Below are 21416 nucleotides of genomic sequence, written 5' to 3'. Positions count from 1 at the left end.
CACACGAGGCACACGACATGATCAATATCCTCGTCGCTTCCGACGATACCGCGCGGCTTTCGCAGATCGCGCGGCTCGTGGCCGACAGCGGACGCTATCGCACGACGCGCGCCACCGGCCGCCCGTCGCAGATCGAACATCGCACCGACGGGCTCGACGCGTTCGACGTCCTGCTGATCGACGGCACGTCGCTCGACCCGTTCGAGCTGGCGGCGATCGAGCGCATCTGCCGCGCGCACGCGAGCCTGACCTGCATCCTCGTGACGGCCGACGCATCGCCGCACGTGCTGCTCGACGCGATGCGCGCCGGCGCGCGCGACGTGCTGCAGTGGCCGCTCGATTTGCAGGCGCTCGGCAACGCGCTCGAACGGGCGGCCGCGCAAAGCACGCGGCGCGATACCGACGACACGCGGATCGTGTCGTTCATGTCGTGCAAGGGCGGGGCCGGCACGAGCTTCGCGGCCGGCAACGTCGCGTTCGAGATCGCCGAGGGCTTCAAGCGCCGCGTGCTGCTGATCGACGTGAACCAGCAGTTCGCCGACGCGGCGTTCCTCGTCAGCGACGAAACCCCGCCGTCGACGCTACCGCAGCTGTGCGCGCAGATCGAGCGGCTCGACAGCGCGTTTCTCGACGCGAGCGTCGCGCACGTGACGGAAAATTTTCACGTGCTGGCCGGCGCCGGCGACCCGGTCAAGGCCGCCGAGGTGCGCGAGGACGCGCTCGAATGGATTCTCGGGGTCGCCGCGCCGCGCTACGACTTCGTGATCTTCGACGTCGGCGTCGGCATCAACCCGCTGTCGATGGTCGCGCTCGATCGCAGCGACCAGATCCAGATCGTGCTGCAGCCCGCGATGCCGCACGTGCGCGCCGGCCGCCGGCTGCTGGAGATCCTCGTGTCGCTCGGCTATTCGACCGACCAGTTGCGGCTGATCGTGAACCGCGCGACGCGCGCGAGCGAGCGGACCCGCACCGCGCTCGAGGAAGTGCTCGGCCTGCATGCGGCCTGCACGATTCCCGACGACGCCGACACCGTGCTCGAAGCGATCAACCAGGGCCACCCGGTGTCGCGGCTCGCGCGCGGTTCGGCGGTCGCACGGGCATTGCAGGGCTATGCGAAGCAACTCGTCGACGGCGAAGTGCGCGCGGGACGCAGCGCGACGCGCACCGAACCGTTGATGTCCCGGTTGTTCGGCCGCAAGGCCACGCCGAAGCTCAAGTCGATGTAATTCTTTCGGGGAACCGTCATGTCATTGCGCGAACAGATGTCCTTGCACCGGGCCCAGCCGATGGCGGCGGGCGGCGAGCCGGCCGGCCCGGCCCATTCGTCGGTGCGCGACGCATACCAGAAGCTGCGCCGCGAAATTCACCTGGCCGTGCTCGAGCGCGTGGAGCTCGAGCGCCTGTCGCGACTGCATCAGGACCAGGTCCGCATGGAAATCGGCGCGCTGATCGCGCGCATCCTCGACGAGGAACGGCTGCCCGCGAACGACATCGAGCGGCGGCAGCTCGCGATCGACGTGTACGACGAGATGTTCGGCTTCGGCCCGCTCGAAGCGCTGCTGCGCGACCCCGGCATTTCCGACATCCTCGTGAACACCTGCCGGCAAGTCTACGTCGAGCGCTGCGGGCAGCTCGAACTGACGGACGTGACGTTCTACGACGACGCGCACCTGATGAAGGTGATCGAGAAGATCGTGTCGCGCGTCGGCCGCCGTATCGACGAATCGAGCCCGATGGTCGACGCGCGGCTGCCGGACGGCTCGCGCGTGAACGCGATCATCCCGCCGTCCGCGATCGACGGGCCGCTGATGTCGATCCGGCGCTTCGCGGTCAACCCGCTGAAGATGGACGACCTGGTGCGCTTCCACAGCCTGACGCCGCCGATGGCCGAACTGCTCGACGCGCTGGCGCGCGCGAAGGTGAACGTGCTGGTGTCGGGCGGCACCGGCAGCGGCAAGACGACGCTGCTCAACATCCTGTCCGGCTTCATTCCGCGCAACGAGCGGATCGTGACGATCGAGGACGCCGCCGAGCTGCAACTGCAGCAGCCGCACGTACTGCGGCTCGAAACACGGCCGCCGAACATCGAAGGCAAGGGCGAGATCACGCAGCGCACGCTGGTGCGCAACGCGCTGCGGATGCGCCCGGACCGGATCATCCTCGGCGAAGTGCGCGGCGCCGAAGCGCTCGACATGCTCAACGCGATGAACACCGGCCACGAAGGATCGCTCGCGACGATCCACGCGAACACGCCGCGCGATGCGCTGACGCGGCTCGAGAACATGGTCAGCGTGTCCGGCCTGACGCTGCCGCCGAAGACGATGCGCCAGCAGATCGCATCGGCGATCTCGGTAGTCGTGCAGGCGGCGCGGCTCACGGACGGCAAGCGCAAGATCGTCAGCATCCAGGAACTGACCGGGATGGAAGGCGACATCATCAACATGCAGGAGATCTTCACGTTCAAGCGCACGGGCGTGGACCGCGACGGGTCGGTGCGCGGCCACTTCTGCGCGACCGGCGTGCGGCCGAAGTTCGTCGAGCGGCTGCAGGCGTTCGGCATCGACCTGCCGGATTCGCTGTACGACCCGTCCGTGCGTTACGAGACGGACTGACGCCAGGGCGCCGTGCGCTGCCGGGGAGGCCTCATGAATGCGATCTTTTACGGTTTTGTGATTCTCACCTTCGTCGCGGTCGTGCTGTCGATCGAAGGCGTCTATCAATGGTGGAACGCGCGGCACGGCGCCGCCGCGCGCCGGATCGAATCGCGCATCCGCGCGATGTCGGCCGGCGGCAACGTCCAGCAGGAGCGGCTGTCGATCCTGAAGAAGCGGATGCTCGACGAGTCGAAACCGTTCGACCGGCTGCTGCTGCGCGTGCCGCGCGTGCACGCGCTCGATCTCGTGATCCAGCAGTCGGGCCTCGACTGGACGCTGCCGAAGCTGATCACGCTCGGCGCGACGTTCGCGGCGCTCGCATGGTTCGTGGCGAGCTTCGCGCGGTTGCCGCAACTTGCCGCGGTGCCGATCGCGCTGTTCGCAGGGTGGATGCCGATGATGTACGTGCTGCGCTGCCGCGCGCGCCGGCTGCGCAAGCTCGAGCGGCAGTTGCCGGAGATCTGCGACATGATCGCGCGCGCGCTGCGCTCCGGGCATTCGTTCACGAGCACGCTCGGGATGGTCGGCGACGAGTTTTCCGAGCCGATGGGCGGCGAGTTCCGCGTCACGTTCGACGAGGTCAACTACGGCGTGTCGCTGCACGACGCGCTGATGAATCTCGCGACGCGCGTACCGGTGCAGGATCTGCGCTACTTCGTGATCGCGGTGCTGATCCAGCGCGAGACGGGCGGCAACCTGGCCGAGCTGCTCGACAGCATCGCCGGGCTGATCCGCGAGCGTTTCAAGCTGTTCGACAAGGTGCGCGTGCTGTCGGCGGAAGGGCGGCTGTCGGCTTGGATTCTCGGGCTCTTGCCGTTCGGCACCGCGGCGGTGATGGCGCTGCTGAACCGCGAGTTCCTGTCGGTGCTCTGGGAGGATCCGGCCGGGATCCGGATGGTCGGCACGATGCTGGTGTCGATGCTGTTCGGCCTGTTCTGGATCCGTCGTATCGTCCGTATTCGCGTCTGACGCGCGAGCCGAATAACGAACCGTTGCGAGGCTGTCATGCAAAACCTGAGCGTGGTCCAGGCCGTGATGCTGGGCGGCTTGTTCATCGTCGTGGCCGGCGGCGTGCTCGTCGCGATGCTGCTGTTCGCGCCGCGCGGCATCCAGCGCCGGATCCAGCAGGCCGGCGGGGCCGGGGCGGGTGCCGTCGCCGGCCCGGGTCAGGGCGACGACATGGCGTCGCGCTGGGTCGCGAAGCTGGTCGAGCTGTCCACCCCGATCTCGAAGCTGTCGGTGCCGAAGGAGGGGTGGGAGAATTCGCCGCTGCGCATCCGGCTGATGAACGCCGGCTGGCGCAACCAGAGCGCGGCCGCGCTGTATTTCACCGCGAAGACGATGCTCGCGCTCGGCCTGCCGTGCGCGGCGCTGCTGGCGCTGATCACGACGCCGCTCGGCGACGAGCGTGCGCTGCTGTCGGTGATCCTCGTGGCGCTCGCCGGCATCGGCTACTACATCCCGAACGTCGTGCTGTCGCAACGGGCCAAGGTGCGCCAGCAGAAGATCTTCGAGGATTTCCCGGACGCGCTCGACCTGTTGACGGTGTGCGTCGAGGCGGGACTCGGGCTCGACGCAGCCCTGATGAAAGTGAGCGAGGAGCTGCGGTTTCGCAGCGAGGTGGTCGCGAGCGAGCTCGACCTGCTGCTGCTCGAGATGCGCTCCGGCTTCACGAAGGAGACGGCGCTGCGCAATCTCGCGCTGCGCACCGGCGTGGAGGACATCGAATCGTTCTGCGCGATGCTGATCCAGGCCGACCGGTTCGGCACGAGCATCGGCGAATCGCTGCGCGTGCTGTCGGACATGCTGCGCACGCGGCGCCGGATGCGCGCGGAGGAACGCGCGGCGAAGATCGCGCTGAAGCTGCTGTTCCCGCTGATTTTCTGCATCTTCCCCGCGCTGATGATGGTGCTGCTCGGCCCGGCGATGATTCACGTCTATCGCGTGCTGCTGCCGACGTTCGTCGGCATCGCGCAGTGAACGGCGGAGCGCAGCGGCTTTACCGGCATCGATCGCGATCTTGCGTGCCGGCCCCGGGCGATCCGGCGGCCGGCACGGCAACAGGCTTCATGGAGGCTTCCTCCCCAGGCGGCGCCGCGAGACAGGTCGACCATAGCGGCGTCGATGCATCCTGGACCCATGGTCGGCCATGGAACAAGCCGTAGTCCACCGCCTTCGCGGCTGCCCCCTACTGCTAACCGCTCGAAGCGGCGGCGCCCCGTATCGGGGCGGCCGGCGCGCGGCGCGTCACTGAAAACGACTGCCGGTATCGATCGCGCGCCGGATCGTCTACGTCACACCGTGCCTTTCTTCAGATCCTCGATGCACGGAATCCCGGCGCGCCGTTTCGGCCGCAGGAATTTCGGCACGGCGGGTGCCTGGCCGACGCCTGCGTGGCTTTGGTCGCTCCTGGGCTTCAACGCGGCCCGCTTGACCTTGTGCGGAATCCGGCAACCGCCGGCCGGCAGGTCGCCGTACGGATCCTCGTCGGCCGCCGCTGCGGGCGCCTCCGGCATCGCGGGCGCGGCCGATGCGACCAGCATCGGCGCGAACGGCAACGCACGCATCCGTTCGCCGGTCAGCACGAACGCACCGTTGGCCACCGCCGGCGCGATCGGCGGTACGCCGGCGTCGCTCAACCCGGTCGGCTGGGCGTCCGACGGCACGAAGAAGACGTCCACCGGCGGCGCTTCCTGCATGCGCACGGGCGGATAGTCGGCGAAACCGGCGTTGCGCACCGCGCCATGGTCGACGTCGATCGCGAAACCCGGCTTCGTCGTCGCGAGACCGAACAGCGCGCCGCCCTGGATCTGCGCTTCCGCACCGGTCGGGTTGACGATGCGGCCCGCATACACGCCTGCCGTCACGCGATGCACGCGCGGCTGCTGCGCCTCGATCGACACCTCCGTCACGTACGCGACGACCGAGCCGGCCGTTTCGTGCATCGCGACGCCCCATGCGTGCCCGGCCGGCAGCGTGCGCGTGCCGTAGCCGGACTTGTCGACGGCCAGCGCGAGCGCCTGGCGATACGGCGCGTGCTCGGGGCCGGCCAGCCGCGCCATCCGGTACGCGACCGGGTCCTGGCGCGCCGCGTGCGCGAGTTCGTCGACCAGCGTTTCCATCACGAACGCCGTATGCGTATGGCCGCCCGAGCGCCACGACTGGACCGGCACGTCGACATCGGTCTGATGGACCGATACCTGCATCGGGAAGCCGTACGGGCTGTTCGCGACGCCGTCGGTCAGGCTGGGATCGGTGCCGCGCCGGAGCATCGCCGTGCGCTCGAGCGGCGAGCCCTTCAGCACCGACTGGCCGACGACGACGTGCTGCCAGTCGCGCACGGCGCCGCTCCCGTCGACGCCGATGTCGACGCGATGCAGCACCATCGGGCGGTAATAGCCGCCGCGCAGATCGTCCTCGCGCGTCCAGATCGTCTTGACCGGGCCGAGATGGCCGGCGGCGAGGTACGCGGACGACACGCGGGCGGCCTCGACCACGTAGTCCGACGTGGGCGTCGAGCGCCGGCCGTAGTCGCCGCCCGTCGTCAGCGTAAAGATCTGGACTTTCTCCGGCGCGACGCCGAGCGCCTTCGCGACGGCCGCGCGGTCGGCGGTCTGCAGCGACGAGCCGCCCCAGATCTTGATCCCGCACGCGCAGTTCGCCGGCCCGACGTCGACCGTGCAGCTGAGCGGTTCCATCGCCGCATGCGCCAGATACGGAAATTCGTAGTCCTTCTGGATCCGCGTCGCCGCCGGCGGCGCGCTGCCGGCATCGGCCGTGCGCACCACGGTCCCCGGCGTGCCGGCGAGCTGCTTGTACGCCTGCATCTGTTCGGCGGACGTGACGGTCGAGCCGGCGTCCTTCCACGTCACCTTCAGCGCATCGCGGCCGAGCTTGGCCGGCCAGTAGCCGTTCGCGATCACGGCCACGCCGGTGCCGCCGCGATCGGTCGGGATCTCGACGACCTCGACCACGCCCTTGACGGCCCGGGCCGCCGCCGCGTCGTAGCTCGCGACCTTGCCGCCGAAGCGCGGCGGGCGCGCGACCACGGCCACCATCGTGTCCGGCAGGCGCCAGTCCATCCCGTATTTGAGCGTGCCGTCGAGCATCGCGCGCGCGTCGACGCGCGGTGTCGGCTTGCCGATCAGGCGGAACTGGTCCGGCGACTTCAACGGCACCCGCTGCGGGACCGGCATCGCCATCGCGGCCGGTGCGAGCTCGCCGTAGGTCGCGCGGTAGCTGCCGGACGTCACGACGCCATTCGCGGTCCGGCACGTGGCGGGATCGACGTTCCAGCGCTGCGCGGCCGCGGCGACGAGCATCGCGCGGGCGGACGCGCCGAGTTCGCGGTATTGCGCGAACGAGTGATTGACCGACGTCGAGCCGGCCGTCATCTGGATGCCCGTCACCGGATCCTTGTACGGCTCGCCGGCCGGCGCGAGCACGGTGCGCACGTTGCGCCAGTCGGCGTCGAGCTCGTCGGCCAGCGCCATCGGCAGCGCGGTGCTGACGCCCTGGCCGGATTCCGTCCGGTTGACGGCGACGGTCACGGTGTTGTCCGGTGCAATGATCAGGAATGCTTGCGGTGGCGAAGCCGGCGAGGTCGTGCCCGCTTGCGCCGCGGCGCGCGTCGGCGCGATGCCGAGCGCGAGGCAGCCGCTCGCCGCCATCGTCAGCTTCAGGAAGCCGCGCCGGCCGAGCATCGGAGCATCGGCTCCAGTGGCGGGCGGCGCGTCGCGATGGGCGGTGTCGGCGCTTGCCGGGCGCCCGAAAGTGCGGATACGCATGGTCACAGTCTCCGGGCAGGCTCAGGCGAGCGCGTGAGCCGCATCGTGAATCGCGGCGCGGATGCGCTGGTAGGTCGCGCAACGGCACAGGTTGCCGGCCATCGCGCGATCGATGTCGGCATCGGTCGGCGCCTTGTTGCCGCGCAGCAGGCCGGCCGCACTCATCATCTGGCCGCTCTGGCAGTAGCCGCATTGCGCGACGTCGTGCCGGATCCATGCGTCGAGGACGGCCTTGCCGACCGCATCGTCGGCGAGATGTTCGGACGTCGTGATGCGCGCGCTGCCGACCGCCGACAGCGCGAGCGTGCAGCTTCGGGCCGGGCGGCCGTCGACGTGAACGGTGCAGGCGCCGCAGTCGCCGGTGCCGCATCCGAACTTGGTGCCGGTCAGCCCGAGGTTGTCGCGCAGCACCCAGAGCACCGGTGTCGACGGATCGGCGTCGATCTCGGCCGGCCGGTTGTTGATGTTCAACGTCACCATCGTGAAGTTCTCCGTTGGATACCTCGTTATCGCCCGCGAGACGGAAAGGCAATGCAGCGAATCTGAACCAATTAAAGCAGATTCGCTAAAAAACCTGCACCGGGGAATTTGATTTTTTTGCCTTTCTTAATGATTTTCGTGATTTATTTAAAGAGAATCATTTTCATCTCGCGTGCCAATGAATTAATGTGAATGAAAGAATATTGAGTTTTGCCAAAAAAATACCCGGCCGATGGAAAACGTTTGCGACTCGGGCCTATATTTGACTCGCGATCACGCCGGGAGACAGGCGGATCGGGCGGCAGGCACTGACGAACCGGTATGCGGGGCAACAGGCGCGCGGTTATCCGACGGGAGCGGGCGGCGTTTGATTGTGGGGCGGGAAGCCCCGTACGGGCGGGGTTTCGGCATGGATGCGTTGTTGGCCTGTATGGACGGACGTGCGATGAGCTGTGCTCGTCGAGGCAACGTTTCCGGTGTCGTTAAAACAACTGTTATTGATTAGTGGAAAATTTACCGGGTGACGAAGGGGGTTAAAAGTAAAATATGCCGATTCAATAATTCTCGTCGATTCGTTCTTGTTTGTTTTTAATCCAGCCAGCCGCTTTGGATTGGTGATGGGACGGTATTTTCCGAAAAACGTCGAATAACGCATTCCGGTATTTATCCCCGGCATTTTGAATGCGCCGGCGAATGCCCGGTGTCGTCGATTCTCTCATGGGAAGGTGTGATTATGCGTATGCGCATGGGCTCGAACAAAAAGCGCGCGGAAGCACGTCCGAAACTCCTCGTCCCGACCGGCATGCTGGTCGCGCTGGTCGGCGCCGGGATCGTCCCCGCCGACGCCCTGGCTGCCTGCACCGGAACGACGACCGTCAGTTGCACCGGAGCCAGCACGTCCTATTCGAACGGCACGAACAATCTGAACCTGACCGTCCAGCCCGGCGCGACCATTTCCGTGGTGCCGTTGTTCGGCGGCACCGCGCTGTCGCTGACGGGCAGCGGCGTCACGCTGACCAACAACGGCCGGATCGACCCCGCGTTGTCCGGGCTGAGCGTCGTGTCGAACGGCACGGTGGTCGGCAATAGCGCGTCGGCGAGCACCGTCAACGTCACGAACGCCAGCACGGGCGTGATGATGGGATCGACGAGCTCGCTGGTCAACGGGCCGGCTTTGACGGTCAACAACGGCATCGGCGGCACGACGAACATCACGAATGCCGGCACGATCGGTACGACCGGCCTGCTCGGCTTCGGCGCGGGGCCGACCGCGCAGGTCGTGACCACGTCGGGCGGTGCGCAGACCAACTTCACCAACGCGAGCGGCGGCACGATCAACGGTTCGGTGGCGCTCGCGCCCAGCGGCACGCCGGGCGCAGGGAACACGTTCACGAACGCCGGCACCGTCACGGGCAACGTGTCGCTGGGCGCGGCCCTCGGCACATCGAACACGTTCAACGCGCTGACCGGGTCGTCGGTCGGGCTCGGCGTCGACGCCGGGCTGGGCGGCAACAACACGCTCAACCTGCAGCTGAACACGGCCGCCGGCGGCGCGGCGAACGGCGCCATTGCGGTCGATACGTACGGCAATTTCAACAACCTCGCCGTGCAGGGCGGCACGTGGGACATCACCGGCGCATCGACCGCGACGAACGCGTCGCTGACCGGCGGCACCGCGATCGTCCACGGCGCCGGCGCGCTGGGCACCGGCACGATCGTCGGCGGCGGCGGCACGCTCGAGGCCGGCGCGGCCGGCGTGAACCTGCTCAACAACGTGACGCTGACCGGCGGCCTGACGGTGGACGGCGCGACCGGGCTCGGGTTGTCGGGCGCGATCGGCGGCGCCGGTGCGCTGAACGTGAGCGGCACCGGCACGCTGGCGCTGAACGGCGCCAATTCGTTCACGGGCGGAACGAATCTGACGGGCGGCGGCGGGCTCCTCGTCGGCACCGCGACGGCGCTCGGCGGCGGCGCGCTGAACGTGACGGGCGCGGGCGGCACGCTCGGTACGAGCGTCGGCGGCACGGTGCTCGGCAACGCGGTGAACATCGACACCGGCGTCACCCTGGGTCTGAACGGCTCGGCCAATCTCGGGCTGGGCGGCGTGATCGCCGGCAACGGCGGGCTGGCGCAAACCGGCTCGGGCACGACCACGCTGCTCGGCCTGAACACGTTTACGGGCGGCACGACGTTGAGCGGCGGCGGGCTCGTCGCCGGCACTGGCGCGGCACTCGGCACGGGCGCGCTGCACGTGAGCGGCACGGGCGGCTCGCTGGCGACGAACGTGGGCGGCACGCTGCTCGGCAATGCGGTGAATCTCGATGCAGGCGCGACGCTGGGACTGAACGGCGCGGCCGGCCTGAGCCTCGGCGGCACGATCGCCGGCAGCGGCGGCCTCGCGCAAAGCGGCACCGGCACGACGACGCTGCTCGGTGCGAACACGTTCTCGGGCGGCACCGCACTGAGCGGCGGCGGGTTGATCGCCGGCACTGGCGCGGCGCTCGGCACGGGCGCGCTGAACGTATCCGGCGCGGGCGGCACGCTTGCGACGAGCGTCGGCGGCACGCTGCTCGGCAATGCGGTCAACCTGGGCGCGGGCGCGACGCTCGGCCTGAACGGCGCAGCCGACCTGAGCCTGGGCGGTGCGATCGGCGGGAGCGGCAGCCTCGCGCAATCGGGCGCCGGCACGACGACGCTGCTCGGCGCGAACACGTTCTCGGGCGGCACGGCGCTGAGCGGCGGCGGGCTGATCGCCGGCAGCGGCGCGGCATTGGGCACGGGCGCGCTGAACGTATCTGGCGCGGGCGGCACGCTCGCGACGAACGTCGGCGGCACGGTGCTCGGCAATGCGGTCAACCTGGGCGCGGGCGCGACGCTCGGCCTGAACGGCGCGGCCGATCTCGGCCTGAGCGGCGCGATCTCGGGCGCGGGCGGCCTGGCGCTCGGCGGCACCGGCGCCACGACGCTGTCCGGTGCGAACACGTTCACGGGCGGCGCGAGCCTGACGGGCGGCGGCAGCCTGATCGTCGGCGGTAACTCGGCGCTCGGCGTGGGCGGCGCGTTGAACGTGAGCGGGCTGGGCGGTTCGCTGAGCGCCGATCTGGCGGCCGGCGCGGCGCTCGCGAACGGCATCAACCTGAACGGCGCGTCGCTGACGCTGAACGGCGCGAACGACCTCGGCCTGAGCGGCGCGATCGGCGGCACCGGCGGTCTCGTGCTGAGCGGCACGGGCACGACGACGCTGTCCGGCGCGAACACCTTCGGCGGCGGCACGACGCTGAGCGCCGGCACGCTGCTCGCCGGCAGCAATACGGCGCTGGGCAGCGGCGCGCTGAACGTCGCCGGCGCGGGCGGCGCGCTCGGCGCGAGCGTGAGCGGCACGACGCTGGGCAATGCGGTGAACCTCGGCGCGGGCGCGACGCTCGCGTTGACCGGCGCGAACGATCTCGGCCTGAACGGCGTGATCGCCGGTACCGGCGGCCTCGCGCAAATCGGTTCGGGCATCACGACGTTGACCGGCGCGAACACGTTCTCGGGCGGCACGACGCTCGCCGGTGGCGGAATCCTCGCCGGCAACGGCGCCGCGCTGGGCACGGGGGCGCTGAACGTGACGGGCGCGGGCGGCACGCTCGGCACGACCGTCGGCGGCACGGTGCTCGGCAATGCGATCCAGCTCGGCGCGGGCGCGGCACTGACGGTTGGCGGTGCGAACGATCTCGGGCTGGGCGGGATCATTTCCGGCGCGGGCGGCCTGACCGTGAGCGGCCCGGGCACGACGACGCTCACCGCGGCCGAGACGTTTACCGGCGGCACCACGATCGGCAGCGGCACGCTCGCGATCGGCGCGGGCGGCAGCCTCGCCGCGTCGAGCCCCGTCAACCTGACGGGCGCCGGCGCGCAGTTCAACATCGCCGGTGCGACCACGCCGCAGTCGATCGGCACGCTGTCGGGTGTCGCGGGTTCGACGATCGATCTCGGTTCGAACAACCTGACGCTGGCAGGCAGCGGCAGCGGCGTCTTCGCCGGCAACATCGGCGGTGCGGGCGGGCTCACGCTGTCCGGCACCGGCTCGCAGGCGCTGACCGGCAACAACACGTACGCGGGCGGCACGGCGCTGACGGGCGGCAGCCTGCTCGTCGGCAGCGGTGCGGCGCTCGGCGTCGGCGCGCTCGACGTCAACGGCTCGGCTTCGCTCGGCGCGAGCGTGCCGGGCGTGACGCTCGGCAACGCGGTCAATCTCGGGGCCGGCGTCACGCTGGGGCTGAACGGCGCGAACGATCTCGGCCTGAGCGGCACGATCGCCGGCAACGGCAGCCTCGCGCAAACCGGCAGCGGCACGACGACGCTGCTCGGCGCGAACACGTACTCGGGCGGCACGACGTTGAGCGGCGGCGGACTGATCGCCGGCAATGGCGCGGCGCTCGGCACCGGTGCGCTGAATGTCAGCGGTGCGGGCGGCACGCTCGCGACGAACGTCGCCGGTACCTTGCTCGGCAACGCGGTGAACCTCGGCGCCGGCGCGACGCTCGGCCTGAACGGCGCGGCCGATCTGAGCCTCGGCGGCGTGATTGCCGGCGACGGCGGGCTTGCGCAAACCGGCAGCGGCACGACGACGCTGCTCGGCGCGAACACGTTCACGGGCGGCACGACGCTCGCCGGCGGTGGACTGATCGCGGGCAACGGCGCGGCGCTCGGCACGGGGGCGCTGAACGTGACGGGCGCGGGCGGCTCGCTCGGCACGAGCGTCGGCGGCACGGTACTCGGCAATGCGGTGAACCTGGGCGCGGGCGCGACGCTGACGGTCGGCGGCGCGAACAACCTGGGCCTGGGCGGTGCGATTTCGGGCGGCGGCAACCTCGCGGTGAACGGCCCGTCGATCACGACGCTCACGGGGGCGGGCAGCTACACCGGCAACACGACGATCGGCAACGGCAGCACGCTCGCGGTGGGCGCGGGCGGCAGCCTGTCCGGCGGCAGCTTGTTCGATCTGGCAGGCGCGGGCGCGACGCTCGACCTGAGCGCGGCCACGTCGCCGCAGGCGACGGGCGGGCTGGTCGGCGCAGCCGGCTCGGCGGTGAATCTCGGTGGCAATACGCTGACGCTCGGCGGCGCCGCCAACGGCACGTTCGGCGGCACGATCGGCGGTGCGGGCGGGCTGACGATGGCCGGCACCGGCACGGAGACGCTCACCGGCGCGAACACCTACAGCGGCGGCACGACGATCAACAGCGGCACGCTGGCGATCGGCGCGGGCGGCAGCCTGGCCGCGGGCGGCGCCGTGAATCTGGGTGGCGCCGGCGCGACGTTCGACCTGAGCGGGGCAGCACTGCCGCAGGCGATCGGCACGCTGTCGGGCGTGGCCGGTTCGACGGTGAACCTCGGCGGCAACGGCCTGATACTGGGCGGCACGGGCAGCGGCACGTTCGCCGGCACGCTCGCGGGAGCGGGCGGGAGCCTGACGCTGTCGGGCACGGGCACCGAAACGCTGAACGGGACCAACACGTACACGGGCGGCACGAACCTGACCGGCGGCGGCACGCTGATCGCCGGCAACGGCGCGGCGCTCGGCACCGGGGCACTGAATCTCTCGGGCGCGGGCGGCTCGCTCGCGACGAATATCGGCGGCACGGTGCTCGGCAATGCGGTGAATCTCGGCGCGGGCGCGACACTTGGCCTGAACGGCGCGGCCGACCTGAGCCTCGGCGGGACCATTTCCGGCGCCGGTAGTCTCGCGCAAACCGGCACCGGCACGACGACGCTGCTCGGTGCGAACACGTTCTCGGGCGGCACGACGTTGAGCGCCGGCAGCCTGTCGGTCGGCAACAACACGGCGCTCGGCACGGGCACACTCGGCGTCACCGGCAGCGGCGGCACGCTCAGCGCGAGCACGGCCAACCTGCTGCTGGCGAACGCCGTCGATCTGGGCGCCGGTTCGACGCTGAATCTCGGCGGCGCGTTCGACTTCGGCCTGAACGGCATGATTTCCGGCGCGGGCGGCGTGGTGCAGTCCGGCTCGGGCACGACCACGCTCGGCGGCGCGAACACCTACAGCGGCGGGACGACGTTGAGCAGCGGCGGACTGAGCGTGGGCAGCAACACGGCGCTCGGTTCCGGCGCATTGAACGTGACCGGCAACGGCACGCTGAACGCGAGCGTGAGCGGCACGACGCTCGGCAATGCGGTCACGCTCGGCGCGGGCGCGACGCTCGGCCTGAACGGCGCGAACGATCTCGGCCTGAGCGGCACGATTTCCGGCAGCGGCGGCCTTGCGCAGACCGGCGCGGGCACCACGACACTCACCGGCACGAACACGTACACGGGCGGCACCACGCTCGCCGGCGGCGGGCTCATTGCCGGCAACGGCAGCGCACTGGGTTCCGGCGCGCTCAACGTGACGGGCGCGGGCGGCTCGCTCGGCACGAGCGTCGGCGGCACGACGCTCGGCAATGCGATCAATCTCGGCGCAGGGTCGACGCTGACGGTTGGCGGTGCGAACGATCTCGGGCTGGGCGGCGGGATCTCGGGCAGCGGCGGCCTGTCGGTCAGCGGCCCGTCGACGACCACGCTCACGGGCGTGAACACCTATACCGGCAACACGACGATCGGCGGCGGCAGCACGCTGGCGGTCGGTGCGGGCGGCAGCCTGTCGTCGGGCAGCGCGCTCGATCTCGCCGGCACGGGCGCGACGCTCGACATCAGCGCGGCGACCGTGCCGCAGACGAGCGGGATGCTGTCCGGCGTCGCGGGTACGAACGTGAACCTCGGCGGCAACACGCTGACGCTGGCCGGTACCGGCAACGGCAGCTATGCGGGGACGATCGGCGGCACCGGCGGGCTGACGATGGCCGGCACGGGGACGGAAACGCTGACCGGCACCAACACGTACACGGGCGCGACGACGATCAACAGCGGCACGCTGGCGATCGGCGCGGGCGGCAGCCTGTCCGCGAGCAGCCCGGTGAATCTCGCCGGTGCGGGCGCGACCTTCGACGTCAGCGGCGCGACCACGCCGCAGACGACGGGCACGCTGTCGGGCGTGGCCGGTTCGACGGTGAACCTCGGCGGCAACAACCTGACGCTCGGCGGGGCGGGCAGCGGCACGTACGGCGGCACGATCGCCGGCGCGGGCGGCAGCCTCACGCTGTCGGGCACGGGCACCGAAACGCTGACCGGCAACAACACGTACACGGGCGGCACGAACCTGACGGGCGGCGGCACGCTGATCGCGGGCAGCGGCTCGGCGCTCGGCACGGGCGCGCTGAACACGAGCGGCGCGGGCGGCTCGCTCGGCACGAGCGTCGCAGGCACGACGCTGACCAATGCGATCAATCTCGGTTCGGGCTCGACGCTGACGGTCGGCGGCGCGAACAATCTCGGCCTCGGCGGCGCGATCTCGGGCGGCGGCAACCTCGCGGTGACCGGCCCGTCGACGACGACGCTGACCGGCGCCGGCACGTACACCGGCAACACGACGATCGGCGGCGGCAGCACGCTGGCGGTCGGCGCGGGCGGCAGCCTGTCGTCGGGCAGCGCGATCGATCTGACCGGTGCGGGCTCGACGCTGGACGTGAGCGCGGCCACGTCGCCGCAGACGACCGGTACGCTGTCCGGCGCAGCGGGTTCGGCGGTGAACCTCGGCGGCAACACGCTGACGCTCGGCGGGTCGGGCAACGGCACGTTCGGCGGTACGGTCGGCGGCACGGGCGGGTTGACGCTGTCGGGCACGGGCACCGAAACGCTGACGGGCACCAACACGTACACCGGCGCGACGACGATCAACAGCGGCACGCTGGCGATCGGCGCGGGCGGCAGCCTGTCGGCGAGCAGCCCGGTGAACCTGGCCGGTGCGGGCGCAACGTTCGACGTCAGCGGCGCGACCACGCCGCAGACGACGGGCACGCTGTCGGGCGTGGCCGGTTCGACGGTGAACCTCGGCGGCAACAACCTGACGCTCGGCGGGACGGGCAACGGCACGTACGGCGGCACGATCGCCGGCGCGGGCGGCAGCCTCACGCTGTCGGGCACGGGTACCGAAACGCTGACCGGCAACAACACGTACACGGGCGGCACGAACCTGGCGGGCGGCGGCACGCTGATCGCGGGCAGCAACACGGCGCTCGGCACGGGTGCGCTGAACACGAGCGGCGCGGGCGGCACGCTGGCCGCGAGCACGCCGGGCACGACGCTCGGCAACGCGGTGAACCTCGGCGCGGGTTCGACGCTGACGGTCGGGGGTACGAACGATCTCGGCCTCGGCGGCGCGATCTCGGGCAGCGGCAACCTCGCAGTGAATGGTCCGTCGACGACGACGCTGTCGGGCGCGAACACCTACACGGGCAGCACGACGATCGGCGGCGGCAGCACGCTGGCGGTCGGCGCGGGCGGCAGCCTGTCGTCGGGCAGCGCGATCGACCTGTCCGGCACCGGCGCCACGCTCGACCTGAGCGCGGCCACGTCGCCGCAGACGAGCGGCGCGCTGTCCGGCGGCACGGGCACGAACGTCAACCTGGGCGGCAATACGCTGACGCTCGGCGGTTCGGGTAGCGGCACGTACGCAGGCGTGATCGGCGGCACGGGCGGGTTGACGCTGTCGGGCACCGGCACGGAAACGCTGACGGGCACCAACACGTACACCGGTGCGACGACGATCAACAGCGGCACGCTCGCGATCGGCGGCAACGGCAGCCTGTCGTCGAGCAGCCCGGTCAGCCTGACGGCGGCCGGAGCGACGCTCGACCTGAGCGGCGCGTCGTCGCCGCAATCGACGGGCGCGATCTCGGGCGTGGCCGGCTCGACCGTGAACCTGGGCAACAACAACCTGACGCTCGGCGGCTCGGCCAACGGCACTTACGCGGGCAACATCGCCGGCACGGGCGGCGTGACGATGTCGGGCACCGGCACGGAAACGCTGACGGGCGCGAACACGTACACCGGCGCGACGACGATCAACAGCGGCACGCTGGCGATCGGCGCGGGCGGCAGCCTGTCGGGGACGACGCCGGTGAGCCTGACGGGTGCGGGCGCAACCTTCGACCTGAGCGGCGCGACCACGCCGCAGACGACGGGCACGCTGTCGGGCGTGGCCGGCTCGACGGTGAACCTGGGCGGCAACAACCTGACGCTCGGCGGCACGGGCAGCGGCACGTATGACGGCACGATTGCCGGGGCAGGCGGCAGCCTGACGCTGGGCGGCACGGGCACCGAAACGTTGAACGGCACGAACACGTACACGGGCGGCACGAGCCTGACCGGTGGCGGCACGTTGATCGCGGGCAACGGCTCGGCGCTCGGCACGGGTGCGTTGAACATGAGCGGCGCGGGCGGCACGCTCGGCACCAGCGTGGCCGGCACGACGCTCGGCAACGCGGTGAATCTCGGCGCGGGTTCGACGCTGACGGTCGGCGGCGCGAACAATCTGGGCCTTGGCGGCGCGATCTCGGGCAGCGGCAACCTCGCGGTGAGCGGTCCGTCGACGACGACGCTCACCGGCGCGAGCTCGTACACCGGCAACACGACGATCGGCAACGGCAGCACGCTGGCGGTCGGCGCGGGCGGCAGCCTGTCGTCGGGTAGCGCGGTCGATCTGGCCGGCGCCGGCGCCACGCTCGATCTGAGCGCGGCCACGTCGCCGCAGTCGACGGGCGCGTTGGCAGGCGTCGCCGGTTCGACGGTGAACCTCGGCGGCAACGCGCTGACGCTCGGCGGGTCGGGCAGCGGCACGTTCGGCGGCACGATCGCCGGCACGGGCGGCAGCCTGACGCTGTCGGGCACCGGTACCGAAACGCTCACCGGCAACAACACGTACACGGGCGGCACGACGTTGAGCGGCGGCGGCACGCTGCTCGCCGGCAACGGCTCGGCGCTCGGCACGGGCACGGTGAACACCAGCGGCGCAGGCGGCACGCTCGGCACGAGCGTGGCCGGCACGACGCTGACCAATGCGATCAATCTCGGTTCGGGCTCGACGCTGACGGTGGGCGGTGCGAACAATCTCGGCCTCGGCGGTGCGATCTCGGGCAGCGGCAATCTGGCGGTGACCGGCCCGTCGACGACGACGCTGACCGGCGCCGGCACGTACACCGGCAACACGACGATCGGCGGCGGCAGCACGCTCGCAGTCGGTGCGGGCGGCAGCCTGTCGGCGGGCAGCGCGGTCGATCTGACCGGTGCGGGCTCGACGCTGGACGTGAGCGCGGCCACGTCGCCGCAGACGACCGGTACGCTGTCCGGCGCAGCGGGTTCGGCTGTGAACCTCGGCGGCAACACGCTGACGCTCGGCGGGTCGGGCAACGGCACGTTCGGCGGTACGGTCGGCGGCACGGGCGGGTTGACGCTGTCGGGCACGGGCACCGAAACGCTGACGGGCGCGAACACGTACACCGGCGCGACGACGATCAACAGCGGCACGCTGGCGATCGGCGCGGGCGGCAGCCTGTCGGGGACGACGCCGGTGAGCCTGACGGGTGCGGGCGCAACCTTCGACCTGAGCGGCGCGACCACGCCGCAGACGACGGGCACGCTGTCGGGCGTGGCCGGCTCGACGGTGAACCTGGGCGGCAACAACCTGACGCTCGGCGGCACGGGCAGCAGCACGTACGGCGGCACGATCGCCGGCGCGGGCGGCAGCCTCACGCTGGCCGGCCCGGGCACCGAAACGCTGACCGGCAACAACACGTACACGGGCGGCACGAACCTGACGGGCGGCGGCACGCTGGTCGCGGGCAGCAACACGGCGCTCGGCACCGGCGCGCTGAACACCGGCGGCGCAGGCGGCACGCTGGCCGCGGGCACGCCGGGTACGACGCTGACCAACGCGGTGAACCTCGGTACGGGCTCGACGCTGACCGTGGGCGGTGCGAACAGCCTCGGTCTGAGCGGCCCGATCTCCGGCAGCGGCACACTCGCGCTCAACGGCCCGGCGACGACGACGCTGTCCGGCGCCAACACGTACACCGGCGGCACCAGCGTCACGGGCGGCGGCACGCTCGTCGCCGGCACGCCGACCGCACTCGGCAGCGGCACGCTGAGTGTCGGCGGCAACGGCGGCACGCTCGGGACCAGCGTGCCCGGCACGACGCTCGGCAACGCCGTGAACCTCGGCACGGGTTCGACGCTGACGGTGGGCGGCGCCAACAACCTCGGCCTGAGCGGCCCGATCTCGGGCGGCGGCAACCTGGCGGTGAGCGGCCCGTCGACGACGACCCTCAGCGGCGCGAACACGTACACGGGCGGCACGGCGATCGGCAACGGCAGCACGCTGGCGGTCGGCGGCAACGGCAGCCTGTCGGCCGGCAGTGCGCTGACGCTGGCCGGCAACGGCGCGACGCTCGACGTCAGCGGCACGACGACGCCGCAGACGGCCAGCGCGCTGTCGGGCGCGGCGGGTTCGACCGTGAATCTCGGCGGCAACACGCTGACCGTGGCCGGCCCGACGGGCGGTTCGTTCGGCGGCACGATCGCGGGTACCGGCGGCTTCGCGGTGCAGGGCGGCGGCACGCAGACGCTGACCGGCGTCAACACGTACACCGGCGGCACGACGATCGGCAGCGGCAGCATGCTCGCGCTTGCCGGCGCAGGCAGCCTTGCGCCGACGAGCCTGGTGACGCTCGCCGGCAGCGGCGCGACGCTGGACCTCACGGGTTCGGCCGCACCGCAATCGATCGGCACGCTGTCGGGCACGACGGGTTCGAACGTGAACCTCGGCGCGACGCCGCTGACCGTCAATACCGCCGGCACCAGCTCGTTCGCGGGCACGCTGTCGGGTACCGGCCCGCTGACGCTGGCCGGCACGGGCGCACAGGTGCTGAGCGGGACCAGCACGCTGTCCGGGCCGACCACCGTGACGGGCGGCACGCTCGCGGTCACCGGTTCGCTGGCCAACTCGCCGGTGACCGTCGGCAACGGCGCGACCGTCACCGGGACGGGCACGATCGGCGGCCTGGTCGTGTCGGGCGGCGGTACCGCATCGGTCCTCCAGCTCGGGCAGCCGCTGAAGGTCGCGGGCAACGCGACCTTCCAGCCGGGTTCGACGCTGCAGGTCGGCGCCACGCCGCAACAGAGCGGCGCCCTCGACGTGACCGGCTCCGCCACGCTCAACGGCGGGTCGGTACAGGTCGTCGCGGCGACCGGGCAATATCAGCCGGGCAAGCTCTACACCATCGTGAATGCCGGCGCGGGCGTGCAAGGGCAGTTCAGCGCGGTGAACTCGACGTATGCGTTCCTCACGCCGACGCTCACGTACAACCCGGCGCAGGTGCTGATGTCGCTGGCGCCGAACGGCACGCCGTTCACGTCGGTCGCGACGACGCCCGACGGGCAAGCGGTGGCGGGCGCGGTCGGCACGCTCGGTGCCGGCAACCCGCTGTTCGATACGGTGCTGACGACGGATGCGCCGACCGCGAACCGCGCGTTCACGCAACTGGCCGGCGACCTGTATCCGAGTACGCGCAGCGTGCTGTTGTCGGATAGCCGCTACGTGCGCGACGCGGTGCTCGATCGTGCACGGCTCGGTTCGCAGCCGGGCGGGGCGCTCTGCGGATGCGAGGCGCCGGTGTCGGCGGACGATCACTCGGCGGCGCTCGACCGGCGCATGGCCGCGGAGAACGGCTGCACGCCGGCCAAGTCGTTCAAGCCCGCGGTGTGGGGCCGGCTGTACGGTTCGCATAGCCGGTTCGACGGCGACGGCGTCGCTTCGATCGATCGCAACCTGTACGGCTTCGTCGTCGGTACGGACGCGGAAGTCAGCAGCCACTGGCGCGTCGGTATCGCGGGCGGCGCGTCGCGCAGCCAGCTCAATACCGACCAGAACGAGTCGGCGAAGGTCAACGGCGAGACGATCGCGCTGTACGCCAGCGGCCGATACGACGCGTGGAACGTGCGCGGTGGCGTGTCGCAGTCGTGGTACCGCGTGCATAGCGAGCGCAATCCGTCGTTCGGCAGCTTCTCCGATCACGACACCGCGAGCTACGACGCGAACGCGACGCAGGTGTTCACGGAGATCGGCTACTCGACGGCCATTCGCAACGTCGCGCTCGAACCGTTCGTCGGGCTCGGGTACGCGAGCCTGCACACCGACGGCTTCAAGGAGAACGGCGGCGCGGCTGCCCTGCAGGGCGATTCCGACACGACGGGCCTCGGCTTCTCGACCCTCGGCGTGCGGGCCTCGACCGACGTCGCGGTCACGACGAAGGGCAAGGTCACGGCGTTCGGCACGGTCGGCTGGCGGCACGCGTTCGGCAATACGCAGCCGGCGTCGAGGCTGTCGTTCGCGAGCGGCGGTTCGCCGTTCAGCGTGGTCGGTGTGCCGGTCGCGCGTGACGCCGCGGTGCTCGAGGTCGGTGTCGACGCGGCCGTCACGAAGAACCTGTCGCTCGGGTTGTCCTACAGCGGCCAGATCGGCGGCAGCATCAGCGACCACGCGCTGTACGGCAATCTGCTGTGGAAGTTCTAAAGGGAGGCGGGGGCCGCTCGCGACGGAAGGTATCGTCGTGAGCGG

Annotated in this window: 7 protein-coding genes; 5 read left to right on the top strand and 2 right to left on the bottom strand. The window is 70.9% G+C overall.

The annotated features are described in order from the left end of the window. Window positions 1–17: 17 nt before the first annotated feature. From WS54_RS31375 to WS54_RS31360, 4 genes are read left to right on the top strand one after another with little or no spacing between them, the layout of a single operon-like run. Entirely contained in the window at window positions 18–1226 is a 1209-nt protein-coding gene (locus tag WS54_RS31375; RefSeq protein ID WP_059781673.1) for an AAA family ATPase, read from the top strand. Between the two features lie 18 nt (window positions 1227–1244). Then, window positions 1245–2612 carry a CpaF family protein gene (locus WS54_RS31370; RefSeq protein ID WP_034209052.1) on the top strand — a complete coding sequence of 456 codons (1368 nt, stop codon included), beginning with the start codon at window positions 1245–1247 and terminating at the stop codon, window positions 2610–2612. Window positions 2613–2645: 33 nt separating this feature from the next. After that, the gene (locus WS54_RS31365) at window positions 2646–3623 is read left to right on the top strand and encodes a type II secretion system F family protein (protein ID WP_034209053.1); all 978 of its coding nucleotides are present in this window, start codon (window positions 2646–2648) and stop codon (window positions 3621–3623) included. A 36-nt stretch (window positions 3624–3659) separates the two neighbouring features. Next, window positions 3660–4634, top strand: coding sequence for a type II secretion system F family protein (locus WS54_RS31360; RefSeq protein ID WP_059781671.1), 975 nt, complete (start codon window positions 3660–3662; stop codon window positions 4632–4634). 314 nt (window positions 4635–4948) lie between these two features. Here WS54_RS31360 and WS54_RS31355 read toward each other — a convergent pair whose 3' ends face one another. Both WS54_RS31355 and WS54_RS31350 read right to left on the bottom strand, forming a co-directional pair. After that, window positions 4949–7441 (bottom strand): xanthine dehydrogenase family protein molybdopterin-binding subunit, encoded by a 2493-nt coding sequence (locus WS54_RS31355; RefSeq protein ID WP_059781669.1) that lies wholly within the window; start codon window positions 7439–7441, stop codon window positions 4949–4951. 21 nt (window positions 7442–7462) lie between these two features. After that, a complete protein-coding gene (locus WS54_RS31350) occupies window positions 7463–7921 on the bottom strand; it encodes a (2Fe-2S)-binding protein (protein WP_034209056.1) in 459 nt (152 codons plus the stop codon). A 733-nt stretch (window positions 7922–8654) separates the two neighbouring features. Here WS54_RS31350 and WS54_RS31345 point away from each other — a divergent pair. Next, window positions 8655–21371 carry an autotransporter-associated beta strand repeat-containing protein gene (locus WS54_RS31345; RefSeq protein ID WP_059781666.1) on the top strand — a complete coding sequence of 4239 codons (12717 nt, stop codon included), beginning with the start codon at window positions 8655–8657 and terminating at the stop codon, window positions 21369–21371. Window positions 21372–21416 lie beyond the last annotated feature (45 nt).

Source organism: Burkholderia sp. NRF60-BP8, from assembly GCF_001522585.2.
Lineage (GTDB): Bacteria > Pseudomonadota > Gammaproteobacteria > Burkholderiales > Burkholderiaceae > Burkholderia.
The sequence above is the reverse complement of the archived record's forward strand: the minus strand, read 5'-3'. Positions and strand labels throughout refer to the sequence as shown.